Origin of the sequence: Streptomyces kebangsaanensis, from assembly GCF_001906585.1 — a bacterium.
In the GTDB taxonomy this organism is placed as follows: domain Bacteria; phylum Actinomycetota; class Actinomycetes; order Streptomycetales; family Streptomycetaceae; genus Streptomyces; species Streptomyces kebangsaanensis.
In genome coordinates this window covers 91,408-106,573 of the sequence record NZ_JUJA01000045.1, presented here as the reverse complement: position 1 = coordinate 106,573, position 15,166 = coordinate 91,408, and the positions used below count along the sequence as shown (strand labels likewise).

Here is a 15,166-nt window from a genome sequence, read left to right as displayed (position 1 = left end):
CCCGCCGCGACATCTGGATCGTCGGCGAGCGCCACGACACCGCGCAGGACAACGGCCACCACTTCTTCCGGTGGATGCGTCAGAACCACCCCCGCCGCAACGTCTACTACGTCATCGACGCGAAGGCGGCCGATCGCGCGAAGGTCCAGGACTGCGGCAACGTCCTCGCGCTCGGCTCGCTCAAGCACCGGCTCTACCTGCTCAACGCCGCCCGGGTGATATCGCCGTACGACCTGGAGGCGTACCTCGCGCCGCCCAGCATGGGCAAGCTCAACTACCTGCGCATCTACGGCGACCTGCTGAAGTACCGCCGGGTGTTCCTGCAGCACGGCGTGACGTACAACGACGTCTCGCAGTCCGCGCACCGGCAGTCCACGAGCGTCGACCTGTTCGTGGCCGCGTCCGAGGACGAGGCCGCCTACATCCGCGAGGAGATGGGCTACCGCCCCGACGAGGTCCAGGCCCTGGGCTTCCCCCGGTTCGACAAGCTGCGGCCCGTCGAGGGGCAGCCCACCGTGCTGCTCATGCCGACGTGGCGACGCGACATCGTGGTGCCGTCGTACAACCGCAGGCTCCGGCCGCGCGTCCAGTTCCCGGCCTCGGAGTACTTCCGGTTCTTCTCCCGGCTGCTGGAGGACGAGCGGCTGCGGGCCGCGCTGGAACGCTCCGGCGTGCGGCTGGAGTTCTACCCGCACTACGAGATCCGTCCGCACCTGCGCCACTTCAAGGTCGACCACCCCAACATCACCGTCGCGGACCAGGCCAAGCGCGGTGTGCAGGAGGCGATGAAGGAGTGCTCGCTCCTCGTCACCGACTACTCGTCCGTCTTCTTCGACGTGGCCTACATGGGCAAGCCCCTCGTCTACGTGCCCTTCGACGAGGACGACTTCTACGGTCGGCACTACCGCCGCGGCTACTACGACCTGACCCGCGACGGGTTCGGGCCGGTGTGCCGGACGGTGGAGGGCGCCGTCGACGAGATCGTCGCGGCGATCGACCGCGGCTTCTCGGTCGGCGAGCCGTACGCTCAGCGCGTCGAGGACTTCTTCGGCCAGCGCGACACGGAGAACTGCGCACGTGTCTTCCGGGCCATCGACGGTCTGGACGAGCGGCGCGACGGAAGGGGATGACCCAAGCATGTGGATGATCACGGGCGGCGCCGGTTTCATCGGGGCACATGTCGTGCGCGCGATGACCGAGGGCGGCCGGGAGGTCATGGTCTACGACGACCTGTCGACCGGCAGCCGGGACCGGGTGCCCGCCGGGGTGCCCATGGTGGTCGGCAGCGTGCTCGACCGGCCCCGGCTGGAGGCGGCGATCCGCGAGCACGGCGTGACCGGCGTCGTGCACATCGCCGGCAAGAAGCAGGTCGGCGAGTCCGTGGAACGCCCGCTGTACTACTACCGGGAGAACGTCACCGGCCTGCAGACCCTGCTGGAGACGATGACCGCGACCGGTGTCGAGCGGCTGGTCTTCTCCTCCTCGGCGGCCGTCTACGGCATGCCGGACGTCGACCTGGTCACCGAGGAGACCGAGTGCTCCCCGATGAGCCCGTACGGCGAGAGCAAGCTCATCGGTGAGTGGCTGATCAACGCCGCCGCCCGGGCCCACGGCATCCGCAGCGCGTCCCTGCGGTACTTCAACGTCGCCGGTGCCGCGTCCCCGGAGCTGTCCGACTCCGGCGTGTTCAACCTCATCCCGATGGTCTTCGAACGCCTGGAGGCCGGCGAGGCGCCACGGATCTTCGGCGACGACTACGCCACGCCCGACGGCACCTGTGTCCGCGACTACATCCATGTGCGGGACATCGCCTCCGCCCACCTCGCGGCGGCACGGTGTCTCGAAGAGGCCCCGTGCGGCACGGCCCTCACACTGAACGTCGGCCGTGGCGAGGGAAGTTCGGTGCGGGAGATGGTCGACCGCATCCTCAAGACCACCGGCAACGAAGACGTGATCCCCGAAGTGACGGACCGCCGTGCCGGCGACCCGGCCCGCGTCGTGGCCGCGGCGGACCGCATCCGCGACGAACTGGGGTGGTCGGCCCGACACGGTCTGGACGAGATGATCGAGTCGGCCTGGCAGGGGTGGCGGCACCGCCATCGGTGATCCGTTCCGAGCCGGAGGAATCCGCCCGGCCGCCGTGCCCGCCGTGCTCCGGCTGCCGTTCGGCGATCCCGTACGGCCCGTGCCCGCTGGAAAGCACAGCGGGCACGGGTGTGTTCCCGTTCCGTGTTTCCGTCTCCTTGCAAGGAAGCGAGGTTCGTCGCCATTTCCACGTCCGTACACGGGCTGAGGCGCCTGACCATGTCAGCCGTGCTCGCCGGTGCCGTTCTCCTGCCCGCCACCCCCGCCACGGCGGCCCAGCAGGCCGCGCCGATCAGCACCGGCGCGGTGTTCAACAACCCCAAGGGCTCGACAGCGCAGAAGAACGCGGTGAAGGACCACATCATCACCGCGATCGACAACACGCAGAGCGGCCGGATGATCCGGTCCGCGCTCTACGCGCTGAACGACCAGGACTACACGGACGCTCTCGTCGCCGCCCACCGGCGCGGCGTCGCCGTACGGGTGGTCCTGGACGCCAAATTCAAGTCGGCCGCGCCCACCCAGAACCTTGTCTCGGCGCTGGGTACCGACAAGTCCCAGGACTCGTGGGTGCATATCTGCACGACAGGGGCCGCCTGCGTCGCCACGGGCCGCAGCACCATGATCAACCACAACAAGTTCTTCACCTTCTCGCGCATCGGGAATGCGGGAGAGGCGGAGGACGTGGTGATCCAGACCTCCGCGAATCAGACCTCTCTCAACACGGAGAAGTACTGGAACAACGCCTATACGGTCGTAGCGAACACCGCGCTCTACACCGCCTACCGTGATTACTTCAACGACTTGGCGGCGATGAAGAAGAACGACAACTACTTCAAGAGCGAAAAGGTGGGCACCGAGAAGTATTACTTCTTCCCGCAGAAGACCGGGGACGTCGTGGTGAGCATCCTCGACAATCTCTCGTGCGCTCCGGGCGCCACGGTGCGGGTGGCGGCCTTCGCCCTGCACAGGGACGCGGTCGCCCAGAAGCTCAGGTCGTTGGCCGATCAGGGGTGCTCCGTACGCATCGTCTACAACGAGAGCAATGACGTCGGCAAGCTCTCCGGGCACAAGAACATCGCTCTGCGCCGGCTGAGCACCGACGGGTACCTCGTCCACTCGAAGTACCTGCTGATCGAGGGCGACTACGCCGGGCACAAGGGCACGAAGTGGACCTTCACCGGATCGCACAATCTGGACGAGTCGTCGCTGCGCGACAACGACGAGGCGATGCTCAGGCTGGAAGGGGCGGGGCCGCACGAGGCCTACCGTCAGAACTTCGAGAGCATGTTCGCCGTTGCGACCGCTCCCTGATGACGGCCCGGCCCCGCACCCGGGCGCTCCCCGCAGGACCTGAACCGCGCGCCTGACCCTCGGCCGCGGAAGTCGGACACGGCCCCCCTGCTGTCCGCAGCTTGGACCGATGCGCGGCGCACGACCCCCTTCGCGTAGATTCGGGCGGGGCAGTCCGACCTACGCGAGGGGACAGGCAGCAAGGTGGCAGGGGCAAGGCAGGCCGCGCAGGAGGCCCGGAGGATCGTCGTCAAGGTGGGCTCCTCGTCGCTGACCACCGCGTCGGGGGGACTGGACGCCGACCGCGTGGACGCGCTCGTCGACGTTCTCGGCAAGATGCGCAGCGGGGGAGAGAAGGAGATCGTCCTCGTCTCCTCCGGCGCCATCGCCGCCGGACTCGCCCCGCTGGGCCTGCGCCGCCGCCCCCGCGACCTCGCCCGCCAGCAGGCCGCGGCCAGCGTGGGCCAGGGCCTGCTCGTGGCCCGCTACACCGCCTCCTTCGCCCGCTACGGCATCCGCGTCGGCCAGGTCCTGCTGACCAGCGACGACACCAGCCGCCGCGCCCACCACCGCAACGCCTCCCGCACCCTGGACAAGCTGCTGGCGATGGGCGCCCTGCCGGTCGTCAACGAGAACGACACCGTCGCCACCGACGAGATCCGCTTCGGCGACAACGACCGGCTCGCCGCCCTCGTCGCCCACCTGGTCCACGCCGACCTGCTGGTGCTGCTGTCCGACGTGGACGGCGTCTACGACGGCGACCCGAGCCGGCCCGGCACCTCCCGGATAGCCGAGGTACGGGGGCCCGAGGACCTGGCCGGCGTCGAGATCGGCAGCGCCGGCAAGGCCGGCGTCGGCACCGGCGGCATGGTCACCAAGGTCGAGGCGGCCCGGATCGCGGCCGCCGCCGGCATCCCCGTGGTGCTCACCAGCGCCGTCCACGCGGCCGACGCCCTGTCCGGCGGGGACACCGGCACCTACTTCCACCCCACCGGCAAGCGCTCCGCCGACCGGCTGCTGTGGCTGCAGCACGCCTCCGCCCCCCAGGGCTCGCTCACCCTCGACGACGGCGCCGTCCACGCGGTCGTGGAGCGCCGCAAGTCGCTGCTGCCCGCCGGAATCGCCGCGGTGGAGGGCGAGTTCACCGCCGGTGACCCGGTCGAGCTGCGCGACGCGACCGGGTGCGCGGTCGCCCGCGGGCTGGTCAACTTCGACGCCAGGGAGATCCCCCGGCTGATCGGTCGATCGACCCGCGAACTCGCCCGTGAACTGGGACCGGCGTACGAACGCGAGGTCGTACACAGGGACGACCTGGTGATCCTGCGGCCGTAATGGGCCGAAACGTCCGGCACCGGGGGGCCCGACGGTGGGGACGTTCCGTAAAACCGCCCCACGGAGCGCCGCGGCCTGCTCCACTTTGTCTCGAGGACACATTCGGCGACACATTCGGCACGAGCAGCACGAGCAGCACGAGCGAGAGCCGGCGAGACGAGAGAGACGTGAAGGAGGGCCGTCGTGAGACGAGTGCGCCCCGGGGCGGCGGTGTCCCGCGGTGGTCTGACGAGCGTGGCGGCCGGAGCCGGCTGCGGGGAGCCGCCCGACCTGCCCCGGCTGTGGCACGTCACCCTCAGCGTCTCCGGCGAGGAGGCTCCGCTGCAGGAGGTGCGGCGCGGCCTGGAACAGCTCGCCCACGACCACCCCTTCCTGCTGACCAGCCGCTACGCGCGCGACCACGCCGAGATCCGCTACTGGGAGGAGGCCCGCGACCTGCACGACGCGGCCGCCGTCGCCCTGCGCCTGTGGGGTGAGCACCGGCACAGCGCCAAGCTGCCGCCCTGGGAGATCGTCGGCCTGGAGGTCATCGACCGCGAGACCTACCACCAGCGACTCGCCGAGGGCCACGGCCCGCGGCCCGCGACACCGGTGGGCGTCCACCCCTTCTGATCCCGCCCCGACCCCGCCTCGACCCCGTCTCGCGCTGTGGGACGGCCGATGGACGGCCCGTGCGGCGCACTACCCTTCCCTGCATGACCACGCTCTCGCCGTACGACTCGATGTCCCCGGTCACCCAGGCCGCCTACCGGGCCAAGGCCGCCGCCGCCGACCTCGCGCCGCTGCCGCGTGTGACGAAGGACGACGCGCTGCTGGCCGTCGCGGACGCCCTGGAGGTCCGCACGGCCGAAATCGTCGAGGCCAACGCCAAGGACGTCGCCAAGGCCCGTGAGGCCGGTACGAGCGACTCCCTCGTCGACCGGCTCACGCTCACCCCGGAGCGGGTGCGCGCCATCGCCTCCGACGTGCGCGACGTGGCGGCGCTGCCCGACCCGGTCGGCGAGGTGGTGCGCGGCAGCACGCTCCCGAACGGGCTCGACCTGCGCCAGGTCCGCGTCCCGCTCGGCGTGGTCGGGATCATCTACGAGGCCCGCCCCAACGTCACCGCGGACGCCGCCGCCCTCTGCCTGAAGTCGGGCAACGCGGTGCTGCTGCGCGGCTCGGCCTCCGCCTACGAGTCGAACACCGCCCTGGTCCGGGTCATCCGCGACGCCGTGGGCGGGGCGGGGCTGCCCGCCGACGCCGTACAGCTCGTGCCCGGCGAGAGCCGCGAGAGCGTGCGCGAGCTGATGCGCGCCCGCGGCCTGGTCGACGTGCTGATCCCGCGCGGCGGCGCCTCGCTGATCCGGACCGTGGTGAACGAGTCCACCGTCCCGGTGATCGAGACCGGCACCGGCAACTGCCACGTCTACGTCGACGCGCAGGCCGACGTCGACACGGCCGTCGACATCCTGATCAACTCCAAGGCGCAGCGGCCCAGCGTCTGCAACGCCGCCGAGACGCTGCTGGTCCACCAGGACATCGCCGCCGAGTTCCTGCCGCGCGCCCTGGACGCGCTCGCCGACGCCGGGGTGACCGTGCACGCCGACGAGCGGGTCATGGCCTACGCCAAGGACTCGCGGGCCACCGTCGTCGAGGCCGGCCCGGAGGACTGGGAGACCGAGTACCTGTCCTACGACATCGCCGCCGCCGTGGTCGACTCGCTGGACAAGGCCGTCGAGCACATCCGGCTGTGGAGCTCCGGACACACCGAGGCGATCGTCACCACCTCGCAGCAGGCCGCCCGCCGCTTCACCCGGTTGGTCGACTCCACGACCGTCGCCGTCAACGCCTCCACCCGCTTCACCGACGGCGGCCAGTTCGGCTTCGGCGCGGAGATCGGCATCTCCACGCAGAAACTGCACGCCCGCGGCCCCATGGGGCTGCCGGAGCTGACCAGCACGAAGTACATCCTCACGGGCGACGGGCACATCCGGGGCTGACGGTCCCGGAGTGGCGGAAAGACGTCTCGGCAGGCGGATGAATTTCCATACCGTCTGCCCAAATTGACCCCCCAGGTCTACTCTGGACCCGTGCCGGAGGACGTGGGGGGCACGCCGTTCCCTGACGGCTGGGAGCCCGACGACGACCACGACCGCGGGGTGTCGGACGAAGAGTTCGCCTCCGTGGTCTTCGACGAGGCCTTCGTACGGGCGGCCGTGATCCACGAGCCGACCGCCGTCGAACGCCTCCTGGCCGCGGCCCAGGCCAGAGCCGAGGCCACCGAGGCCGAGGCCCGCCGCGCGCACGCCAGGGGCGAGCACTACGAGGACGGGTACGGCTCCGACGGCCGCGGCCTCGGCCACGACCGGCACCCCGACGACCTGGACGACCCCGACGACCTCGACGTCCTCGAAGGCCGCTACGGCATGTCGCGGCCCTCCGGCAAACAGATCCGCTGGCACCGCCCCGTCGCCTGGGTGCTCGCCCTCGTCATGGGCATCGGCATGGTGGCGCTGGCCTTCGCGGCGGTCTACCGGGGCGGTTCCTCAGGCAGCCGCGACCAGGTCCCGCCGCCCGCCTCCACGGGCCTGGAACAGGGCGGCGCGGCAGTGCCCTCCGCATCCGCCGACTACTCCCAGCCGCCCGTCCCCGCGGTCCCGCGCACCCCCTGACACCGGGCCTCCGCCCGGGTCGCTTCTTGGTGGGAACCTGTCAGAACTTGTCGCGCGGCAGAGCGTTTACCGGGGCTTCCGGAGACCCACCCTGAAGATATGGGAGGGCCTGGAGACCCACCCGAGGGGACACCCGAGGGCGTCCCGGGAGGTGGGGAGGACGAATACCGATCCGTCGTCTTCGACGAGTCGTTCGTCCGCGCTGCCCGCCTCCAGGAGTACTCCGCGCAGGAGCGGATGACCGACCACACCCCCGCCGTGCGCCGCCGCCCGCCGCTGCGCCGCGGACTGTCCCGGCAGGCGCTGGTGCTCGCCCTGCTGATCGCCCTCGCCTTCGGCACCGCGATCTACCTGGGCGTACGGCACCCCTACCAGGCCGCACAGGCGCAGCGACCGGTCGACCCGCTGCGGACGACCGTGATCCCGCTCGCCCCGCGGGGCAAGGTGCCCGGGGCCGCCGACCCCGAGTTCCTGTACGCGCACAGCCCGGCCGCCCGGTTCGACGTCGGCGCCGAGGGCATCCCGCTGCCCGCCGTCCGGCGCACCGCGCACTTCTCCGACAGCCAGATCGTCGCCGCCCTGTCCACCGCCAAGGACTACGTCGTCGCCTCCTCCCTCCACCCGGAGGTGCTCACCGGCGGCCGGACCCACCCCGTGCGGGCCCTGCTCGACCCCGGCCAGCTCGATCAGTTCGACCAGAGCGTCGACGCCCCCGCCGCCGACGGACGGCACGCGCCCACCGGCTGGCTGGTCCGCTTCGACCCGGCCCGGGTGGAGCTGGCCGACCGCCGGATCCGGGTGCGGGGCAGCCTGCAGGCCGCCGAGACCGACGCCATCACCCTCGAGGTCAGCGCCGACCACACCGCCGTCTACGCGCTGAAGCCGGCCGGCTCCGCCGCCGGGGCGCCGGCCTCGCTGTTCACCGTCCGGCGCGAGCTGCAGTTCCGCTTCACCCACGACGACCTGCGGCTGCACCAGGTCCAGCTGGTCGTCTCCTACGTCCAGGCCGGCCCGCTGTCCTGCGCCGAGGACCCCACGGGCCACTTCCGGCCGCTGCTGGCCGGCCAGACCGCCAAGGCGGGCGGCCCGGCCGGCACGGACCCCTACGCCACGGACAACGCCACGGCCCTGTGCGGAACCCTGGCGCCGAGCGCCCAGCCGCGGGTGTGACGCCACCGGACGGAGAGCGCCCGGATCACTCCTCGTCGCGCGGCGGGGTGCCGGAGGGCGGCTGGTCCTTCGGACGGTTGTCGGACGGGGCCGGGCCGGTGAAGCCGCTGAAGCCGCGCCGCACCCGGTCGCCCAGGTCGCCGGCGCCGCCCGCCAGGTCGCTGACCAGCTTCATCAGCGGGTCCTTGGAGTTCTTGACGTGGTTGGCGTAGTGCGCCGCCGACTCGCGGAAGGAGTCGCCGACCGAGGTGTCCTTGTCCTCGGTGCGGCGCGGGTAGTGGCCGTCCATGATCCGCTGGTGCTCGCGGGACTCGGCCCACTTCTTCAGCTCGGCCGCCCGCACGGTGGTGAAGGGGTGGCTGCGGGGCAGCACGTTGAGGATCTTCAGCACGGAGTCGCGCAGGTCGCCCCCGGACTCGTACTCCTCGGCCTGCGCGAGGAACGCGTCCACGTTCATCTCGTGCAGGTGGTTGCCGCCCGCTATCTTCATCAGGCCGCGCATGGACGCCCGCAGGTCCTGTCCGACCAGCAGGCCGGCCCGGTCGGCCGACAGCTCCGACTTGCGGAACCACTCGCGCAGCGCCGTGACGATCGCCATGATCGCCAGGTTGCCCAGCGGGATCCAGGCGACCCGCACGGCCAGGCTCGTCAGGAACAGCAGGATCGTGCGGTACACCGCGTGGCCGGACAGGGCGTGGCCCACCTCGTGGCCGATGACCGCCCGCATCTCCTCCTCGTCGAGCAGCTCGACCAGGCCGGTGGTGACGACGATGATCGGCTCGTCCAGGCCGATGCACATCGCGTTGGGCCGGGGGTCCTGGCTGACGTACATCGGCGGGACCTTCTCCAGGTCCAGGATGTAGCAGGCGTCCCGCAGCATGACGTTCAGATGCGTGAACTGCTGGTCCGAGACGCGCACCGAGTCGGACAGGAACAGCAGTCTGAGGCTGCGCTCGGGCAGCAGGCCGCTGAGGGCCTTGAACACCGTGTCGAAGCCGCTCAGCCTGCGCAGAGCGACCAGGGCCGAGCGGTCGGCCGGATGCTCGTACGCCCGCGAGGAGATCCCCGGGAAGCGCGTGCGCTGCCGGCCCGGCACGTGCTCGTGCCCGCCCTGCTCGTGGCCGTCGTCGGACATGTGGTCCCCCATGTCTGTGAGTCTCCCTGTGCGCCCCCGAAGCAGCGCCCAGCCTAGGCGGAGATACCGTGAAGGGGCAGTACCACGAAGGAGTCCATGCCATGGAGCAGCACTACTCCGCGGCCGCCCGGCTCGCCGAGGCCGCCGCCCGGCACGAGGGGGGCGGCTACCTGCTCCGCGTCGTACTGATCGTCATGGTCCTGGGCTGCGTCCTCACCGGCTGGTTCCTCCTCCGCGGCTACAAACGGAACGACGACTGAGCCCGCGGGAAGGTTCCCGGCGCCGGCCGTGCCGGCAATGACGGAGTCGGCGTGAGCGCTGCGGAGGCGGCCGCTTACGATGAGCCGACATCCTTGCCCGCCCACACCCGGATAGGTTCTGCCGAAGATGAGCTTCCCCAGTTCCGCTGCCCAGTTGGTCAACCTCGCCGAGGGCGGGGGCGGTGGCCACGAGAGCCTCGACCCCGCCCTCACCGGCGGCGGTGCGCTCTTCGTCCTGCTGCTCCTGCTGTGGATCACCACCCGTTTCAACCGGGACCGCTGAGTCCCGGCCCGTCCCCGGGATCTGCCCGGAGGAGTCCTCAGGCCGGGCCGGTAGGGTCTGCCGCATGGGAGAGCAGGACATGCCTACCGGTCCGGCGAGTGACACGGTGAAACGCCCCGAACGCGGGCCCGGCGGCGGCCCCGTGGAGTCGGGCAAGCGCCGCCTGGGCGTCATGGGCGGAACGTTCGACCCGATCCACCACGGGCACCTCGTGGCGGCCAGCGAGGTCGCCGCGCAGTTCCACCTGGACGAGGTGGTGTTCGTCCCCACCGGCCAGCCCTGGCAGAAGACCCACCGCCACGTCTCCCCGGCCGAGGACCGCTATCTGATGACGGTCATCGCGACCGCCGAGAACCCGCAGTTCTCCGTGAGCCGTATCGACATCGACCGCGGCGGCCCCACCTACACCGTGGACACCCTGCGCGACCTGCGCGCCCTCAACCCCGACACGGACCTGTTCTTCATCACCGGAGCCGACGCGCTCGGCCAGATCCTCACCTGGCGGGACTCCGAGGAACTGTTCTCCCTCGCGCACTTCATCGGCGTCACCCGGCCCGGCCACCACCTGACCGACCCCGGCCTTCCCGAGGGCGGTGTCTCGCTCGTCGAGGTCCCCGCCCTCGCCATCTCCTCCACGGACTGCCGGGCCAGGGTCGCCAAGGGCGAACCGGTCTGGTACCTGGTGCCGGACGGCGTGGTGCGCTACATCGACAAACGCGAGCTGTACCGCGGCGAGTGAGCCGAGAGGGGCACCGGTGAACGATCGATACGACGCTGGGTACGGGGGCGACGGTTACGAGCTCGTCGGCTACGACGAGTACGGCCGGCCTGTCTACCGGCAGGTCCCAGCGCAGCAGACTCCGCAGCAGACCTACGACGCGTACGGGCAGCAGGGCTACGGCTACGGCTACGACCCGTACGCGACGGGCGACCAGCGACAGCCGGGTCCCTCCTCCTACGGCGCCGGTCACGACGGCGCCGGTCAGGACGGCGGCCACCCCACGGGCCGGCAGGCACCCGCCCCCTCCTCCTACGACCCGTACGACCCCCACGCCTCCCACGACCCCTACGGGTCGTACGACTCCCACGCCCACCAGGCCTCCCAGGGTTCCTACGACCCCTACGGCCGGACCGCGACCAGCGGGCCGCAGCCCCGGGTCGCCGAGCAGACCGCCCACATCCCGCAGCAGGCCGGCCCCGCCGACGCCGACCGGGCGGAGCGGGGACCGGGCCGGGACGCCACGGACGAGCCGGAGTACCGCACCGAGCAGTTCGCCTTCGTCGAGGAGCCGACGGACGACTCCGAAGACGTCATCGACTGGATGAAGTTCACCGAGAACCGCACCGAGCGCCGCGAGGAGGCCCGCCGCCGGGCCCGCAGCCGCCTCATCGCCCTGACCGTCGTTCTCGCGCTGGTCGCGGCGGGCGGCGTCGGCTACCTCTGGTACGCCGGCAAGCTGCCCGGCCTGTCGTCGTCCGGCGCCAAGGCCGGCACCGCGACCACCGCCGGCGCCCAGAAGCGCGACGTGATCGTCGTCCACCTGCACAACACCGACAAGGGCGGCACCTCCACGGCGCTGCTCGTCGACAACGCCACCACCCAACAGGGCGCCACCGTGCTGCTGCCCAACTCCCTCGCCCTGACGGCCGACGACGGCAGCACCACGACCCTCGCCAAGTCGGTCCAGGACGACGGTTCCTCGGGTACCCGCGAACAGCTCGACACGGTCCTCGGCACCAGCATCCAGGGCACCTGGCGCCTGGACACCCCCTACCTGCAGAACCTCGTCGACCTGGTCGGCAACGTCGACGTCGACACCAACGCCGACGTACCCGACCCGGACGCCAAGAAGAAGGGCACCGCGCCCCTGGTCCGCAAGGGCAAGGGCCAGACCCTCAGCGGGAAGACGGCCGTCGCCTACGCCACCTACCGGGCCTCCGGCGAGGAGCAGGACGCCCAGCTGGAGCGGTTCGGCCAGGTGATGCAGAGCGTGCTGCGCAAGGTGTCCTCCGACGCCTCGAGCGCGACCACGACGGTGCGGACGCTGCAGCAGATCCTCGACCCCTCGCTCACCGACAGCGACCTGGGCACCTTCCTCGCGGAGCTCGCCGAGCTCGCCAAGGGCGGCGACTACCGGACGGAGCTGCTGCCGGTGCAGGCCGACGGCACGCTGAGCGCGCAGACCGGCGAGAGCGTGGTCAAGGACATCCTGGGCGGCGCCGTGAAGAGCCCCGACCAGTCCTCGGCCGTCCGTGTCTCCGTGCAGAACGCCTCCGGCACCAGGGACAACACCGAGAAGGCCCGCGTCGTCCTCCTCAACGGCGGCTTCACCTTCCTGGAGGGCGGCACCGCCTCCGCCGTCCAGACGACGTCCACGGTCGTGTACTCCGACGCCGCCGGCAAGGAGAAGGCCACCGAGGTCGCCAAGACCCTGGGGCTGCCCACCACCGCGGTGACGAAGGGCACGGTGACCTCCAGCGCCGACGTCTCGGTCGTCCTCGGCCAGGACTACAGGCCCTCGTCGGCCCAGTGATCCCTTGAGCACGTGGGGCTCCGTCGGCGGTCCGTGAGACCCTTGGTGTCAAGTGACCGCCGACGGAAAGCCCTGTAGTGACCGCGACCGACCGTTCTCTCGAGCTCATCAACACCGCCGCCCAGGCGGCGGCCGACAAGCTCGCGCACGACATCATCGCCTACGACGTCAGCGACGTGCTGTCGATCACGGACGCCTTCCTGCTGGCGTCCGCGCCCAACGACCGCCAGGTCAAGTCGATCGTCGACGAGATCGAGGAGCGACTGCTGAAGGAACTCGGCGCCAAGCCGGTGCGCCGCGAGGGCGACCGCGAGGCCCGCTGGGTCCTGCTCGACTACGTCGACATCGTCGTCCACGTCCAGCACAGTGAGGAGCGCGTCTTCTACGCCCTGGAGCGGCTGTGGAAGGACTGCCCCGAGCTCGAGCTGCCCGCCGATGCCAAGGCCAGCCGGGGCCGGGCCGAGGAGCACGCCCGGCAGCAGACCGCCGGGGAGTCGGCGGAGCCGGCCGGTGACCGCTGGTGAGCGGCGCCGGTGAGGGGGCCGGCAGGACGCCGGGCCGGGGCCGCCGCGTCATCCTGTGGCGGCACGGCCAGACCTCCTGGAACGTGGAGCGCCGCTTCCAGGGCAGCACGGACGTCGAGCTGACCGAGACCGGCGTCGGCCAGGCCCGCCGCGCCGCCCGGCTGCTGGCCTCCCTCGGGCCCGACGCGATCGTCTCCTCCGACCTGAAGCGCGCCGCGCGCACGGCCGCCGAGCTGGCCGCGCTCACCGGCCTGGAGGTCGCCCGGGACGAGGCACTGCGCGAGACCTACGCGGGCGTCTGGCAGGGCCTGACGCACGAGGAGATCATCGACCGCCACGGCGAGGAGTACGCCGCGTGGAAGCGCGGCGAGCCGGTGCGCCGCGGCGGCGGCGAACTGGAGACCGAGGTCGCCGACCGCGCCGCCCCCGTGGTGCTGCGGCACGTGGAGAAGCTGCCCGAGGACGGCACGCTCGTGGTGGTCAGCCACGGCGGCACCATCCGCACCACGATCGGGCGCCTGCTCGGGCTGGAGCCCCGCCACTGGGAGAGCCTGGGCGGCCTGTCCAACTGCTGCTGGTCCGTCCTCGGCGCGGGCGCCCGGGGCTGGCGGCTGCTGGAGCACAACGCCGGCACGCTGCCCGAGCCCGTCCTCGGCGACGACGACTGAGCCGCTCCCGCCGCACGCGACCCGGATTTCGCTTTCCGGCAGGTCGCAGGCTAAAGTTCTTCTTGTTCGCCCCGCCGAGCGGGGCGAGAGACCATGCGGCTCCGCCGCGTGGCAGCAAGGGGCTATAGCTCAGTTGGTAGAGCGCCTGCATGGCATGCAGGAGGTCAGGAGTTCAATTCTCCTTAGCTCCACAGTCCGGAGAACCGCTCGACGCTCTGTCGAGTTGTCGAAGATCGATCGCGAGGATCCCGCCCCCCAGGGGCGGGATCCTCTGCGTTCCGCACACTGTTCCCGAACCGGCTTGAGTCACTTGGGGCCCGGAGGCGTATACCTCTTCGAAGACGCTCTCGGAGTGCGCGTACGCGCCGGCCGGGACGGTCGCGGCGGGTGTCGTGGCCGGACTGGTACCGAGGCGTCGCTGACCGCATTGGCCCGGCCGTGGCAGAATCAAACGGCCGGAGGGGGCGCGGCCCGACGGGAGGGAGTGGCGATGCCTGCGAGCATCCTCGAGGAGGTCGGTCACCTCCTCGGTGCGGCGTTGATACGAGATACGATCACCCGCCTCGTGTGTCCTTCCTGCGGTTCCCTCCATGTGGCCCAAGTCCTCGGCGACAACGGGGGGATCTCGTACGTGTGCACGACCTGCGGCCACAGCTGGAGCTGACCCATGGGTGCACACAGGAGAAAGTGCGACTGGTGCGGCGGCGGCACCCCGATCGTCCGCGACATGGAGCCGATCAACCTCGACTACCAGTACTGGTGCGAGGAGTGCGCGCGGGCGCTGATCATAAAGGGCGACCCGATCGAGACCTACCGCGAGCTGGAGGGCGAGCCGATCTACGGCCGGCTCCTGGAGGAGCACTGCACCCTCAAGCGGTTCTACTCCTTCGTGACGGCCTGACGCCGGCCGTTCCGCCGGTCCCGTGCCGGTCGGTGCAGGCCCGTGTCGGCTCGCGCCGGGCGGAGCGGAAACCGATTTGGTGTTCCACCCCCCGGACCGTGTAATGTTGGCGTCGCCGCCGGGGAAACCGGGCGACACGAACGACATGCGGCTCCGCCGCGTGGCAGCAAGGGGCTATAGCTCAGTTGGTAGAGCGCCTGCATGGCATGCAGGAGGTCAGGAGTTCAATTCTCCTTAGCTCCACAAGAAGTGAGGGCGGGTCATCCGGACGGATGACCCGCCCTCGGCGTATGCCCGGATGAACGGACGGCGGCAACGCAAAACGGC

General features: G+C 71.1%; 16 protein-coding genes and 2 tRNA genes. 17 read left to right on the top strand and 1 reads right to left on the bottom strand.

Going from position 1 to position 15,166, the window contains the following annotated elements; all coding sequences use genetic code 11:
• The 8 genes from RH94_RS06600 to RH94_RS06565 form a co-directional block, all read left to right on the top strand.
• The coding region (locus tag RH94_RS06600; protein ID WP_073946701.1) for a CDP-glycerol glycerophosphotransferase family protein at positions 1–1,130 on the top strand (1,130 nt) is incomplete at its 5' end.
• 7 nt (positions 1,131–1,137) lie between these two features.
• Positions 1,138–2,106 (top strand): UDP-glucose 4-epimerase GalE, encoded by a 969-nt coding sequence (gene galE / locus RH94_RS06595; protein ID WP_073946700.1) that lies wholly within the window; start codon positions 1,138–1,140, stop codon positions 2,104–2,106.
• A gap of 198 nt (positions 2,107–2,304) precedes the next feature.
• A complete protein-coding gene (locus RH94_RS06590; protein WP_073946699.1) occupies positions 2,305–3,399 on the top strand; it encodes a phospholipase D-like domain-containing protein in 1,095 nt (364 codons plus the stop codon).
• Positions 3,400–3,582: 183 nt separating this feature from the next.
• Positions 3,583–4,710, top strand: a complete 1,128-nt coding sequence (proB, locus tag RH94_RS06585; protein WP_073946698.1) for a glutamate 5-kinase — start codon at positions 3,583–3,585, stop codon at positions 4,708–4,710.
• Positions 4,711–4,893: 183 nt separating this feature from the next.
• A complete protein-coding gene (locus RH94_RS06580) occupies positions 4,894–5,322 on the top strand; it encodes a hypothetical protein (protein WP_073946697.1) in 429 nt (142 codons plus the stop codon).
• 83 nt (positions 5,323–5,405) lie between these two features.
• Complete coding sequence (locus tag RH94_RS06575; protein WP_073946696.1) at positions 5,406–6,692, top strand: glutamate-5-semialdehyde dehydrogenase; 1,287 nt, start codon at positions 5,406–5,408, stop codon at positions 6,690–6,692.
• Positions 6,693–6,782: 90 nt separating this feature from the next.
• Positions 6,783–7,364: an SCO2584 family spore wall biosynthesis protein gene (locus tag RH94_RS06570; protein WP_456154163.1), complete on the top strand. Its 582-nt coding sequence runs from the start codon at positions 6,783–6,785 to the stop codon at positions 7,362–7,364.
• A 99-nt stretch (positions 7,365–7,463) separates the two neighbouring features.
• Entirely contained in the window at positions 7,464–8,534 is a 1,071-nt protein-coding gene (locus RH94_RS06565) for an SCO2583 family membrane protein (RefSeq protein ID WP_073946694.1), read from the top strand.
• Positions 8,535–8,559: 25 nt separating this feature from the next.
• Here the strand turns inward: RH94_RS06565 and RH94_RS06560 are convergent, their stop codons facing one another.
• Positions 8,560–9,681 (bottom strand): M48 family metallopeptidase, encoded by a 1,122-nt coding sequence (locus tag RH94_RS06560; RefSeq protein ID WP_234425572.1) that lies wholly within the window; start codon positions 9,679–9,681, stop codon positions 8,560–8,562.
• 89 nt (positions 9,682–9,770) lie between these two features.
• Between RH94_RS06560 and RH94_RS41195 the strand changes: the two genes are divergently transcribed.
• From RH94_RS41195 to RH94_RS06525, 9 genes are all read left to right on the top strand, one after another.
• Positions 9,771–9,929, top strand: a complete 159-nt coding sequence (locus tag RH94_RS41195; RefSeq protein ID WP_199880884.1) for a hypothetical protein — start codon at positions 9,771–9,773, stop codon at positions 9,927–9,929.
• A gap of 127 nt (positions 9,930–10,056) precedes the next feature.
• Positions 10,057–10,212 (top strand): hypothetical protein, encoded by a 156-nt coding sequence (locus tag RH94_RS41190; protein ID WP_199880883.1) that lies wholly within the window; start codon positions 10,057–10,059, stop codon positions 10,210–10,212.
• 64 nt (positions 10,213–10,276) lie between these two features.
• On the top strand, positions 10,277–10,951 hold the full coding sequence (nadD, locus tag RH94_RS06555) for a nicotinate-nucleotide adenylyltransferase (RefSeq protein WP_073946693.1): 675 nt from the start codon (positions 10,277–10,279) through the stop codon (positions 10,949–10,951).
• A gap of 16 nt (positions 10,952–10,967) precedes the next feature.
• Positions 10,968–12,746, top strand: coding sequence for a LytR C-terminal domain-containing protein (locus RH94_RS06550; protein ID WP_073946692.1), 1,779 nt, complete (start codon positions 10,968–10,970; stop codon positions 12,744–12,746).
• A 77-nt stretch (positions 12,747–12,823) separates the two neighbouring features.
• Positions 12,824–13,270, top strand: coding sequence for a ribosome silencing factor (gene rsfS, locus RH94_RS06545; protein ID WP_073946691.1), 447 nt, complete (start codon positions 12,824–12,826; stop codon positions 13,268–13,270).
• Positions 13,267–13,938 carry a histidine phosphatase family protein gene (locus RH94_RS06540; RefSeq protein WP_107428638.1) on the top strand — a complete coding sequence of 224 codons (672 nt, stop codon included), beginning with the start codon at positions 13,267–13,269 and terminating at the stop codon, positions 13,936–13,938. The genes rsfS and RH94_RS06540 overlap by 4 nt, the downstream gene beginning before the upstream one ends.
• Before the next feature lie 118 nt (positions 13,939–14,056).
• Positions 14,057–14,129, top strand: a tRNA-Ala gene (locus RH94_RS06535).
• Between the two features lie 476 nt (positions 14,130–14,605).
• Entirely contained in the window at positions 14,606–14,839 is a 234-nt protein-coding gene (locus RH94_RS06530; protein ID WP_073946689.1) for a hypothetical protein, read from the top strand.
• A 170-nt stretch (positions 14,840–15,009) separates the two neighbouring features.
• Positions 15,010–15,082 (top strand) — tRNA-Ala (locus RH94_RS06525).
• Positions 15,083–15,166: the final 84 nt, after the last annotated feature.

What these genes read in the sequence shown, in the direction of transcription:
- RH94_RS06590 (WP_073946699.1), top strand. Translation starts at nt 2,305, where the DNA reads ATGTCAGCCGTGCTCGCCGGTGCCGTTCTCCTGCCCGCCACCCCCGCC.
- RH94_RS06530 (WP_073946689.1), top strand. Translation starts at nt 14,606, where the DNA reads ATGGGTGCACACAGGAGAAAGTGCGACTGGTGCGGCGGCGGCACCCCG.
- RH94_RS41195 (WP_199880884.1), top strand. Translation starts at nt 9,771, where the DNA reads ATGGAGCAGCACTACTCCGCGGCCGCCCGGCTCGCCGAGGCCGCCGCC.
- RH94_RS06575 (WP_073946696.1), top strand. Translation starts at nt 5,406, where the DNA reads ATGACCACGCTCTCGCCGTACGACTCGATGTCCCCGGTCACCCAGGCC.
- RH94_RS41190 (WP_199880883.1), top strand. Translation starts at nt 10,057, where the DNA reads ATGAGCTTCCCCAGTTCCGCTGCCCAGTTGGTCAACCTCGCCGAGGGC.
- RH94_RS06560 (WP_234425572.1), bottom strand. Translation starts at nt 9,681, where the DNA reads ATGGGGGACCACATGTCCGACGACGGCCACGAGCAGGGCGGGCACGAG.
- nadD (WP_073946693.1), top strand. Translation starts at nt 10,277, where the DNA reads ATGGGAGAGCAGGACATGCCTACCGGTCCGGCGAGTGACACGGTGAAA.
- galE (WP_073946700.1), top strand. Translation starts at nt 1,138, where the DNA reads ATGTGGATGATCACGGGCGGCGCCGGTTTCATCGGGGCACATGTCGTG.
- RH94_RS06565 (WP_073946694.1), top strand. Translation starts at nt 7,464, where the DNA reads ATGGGAGGGCCTGGAGACCCACCCGAGGGGACACCCGAGGGCGTCCCG.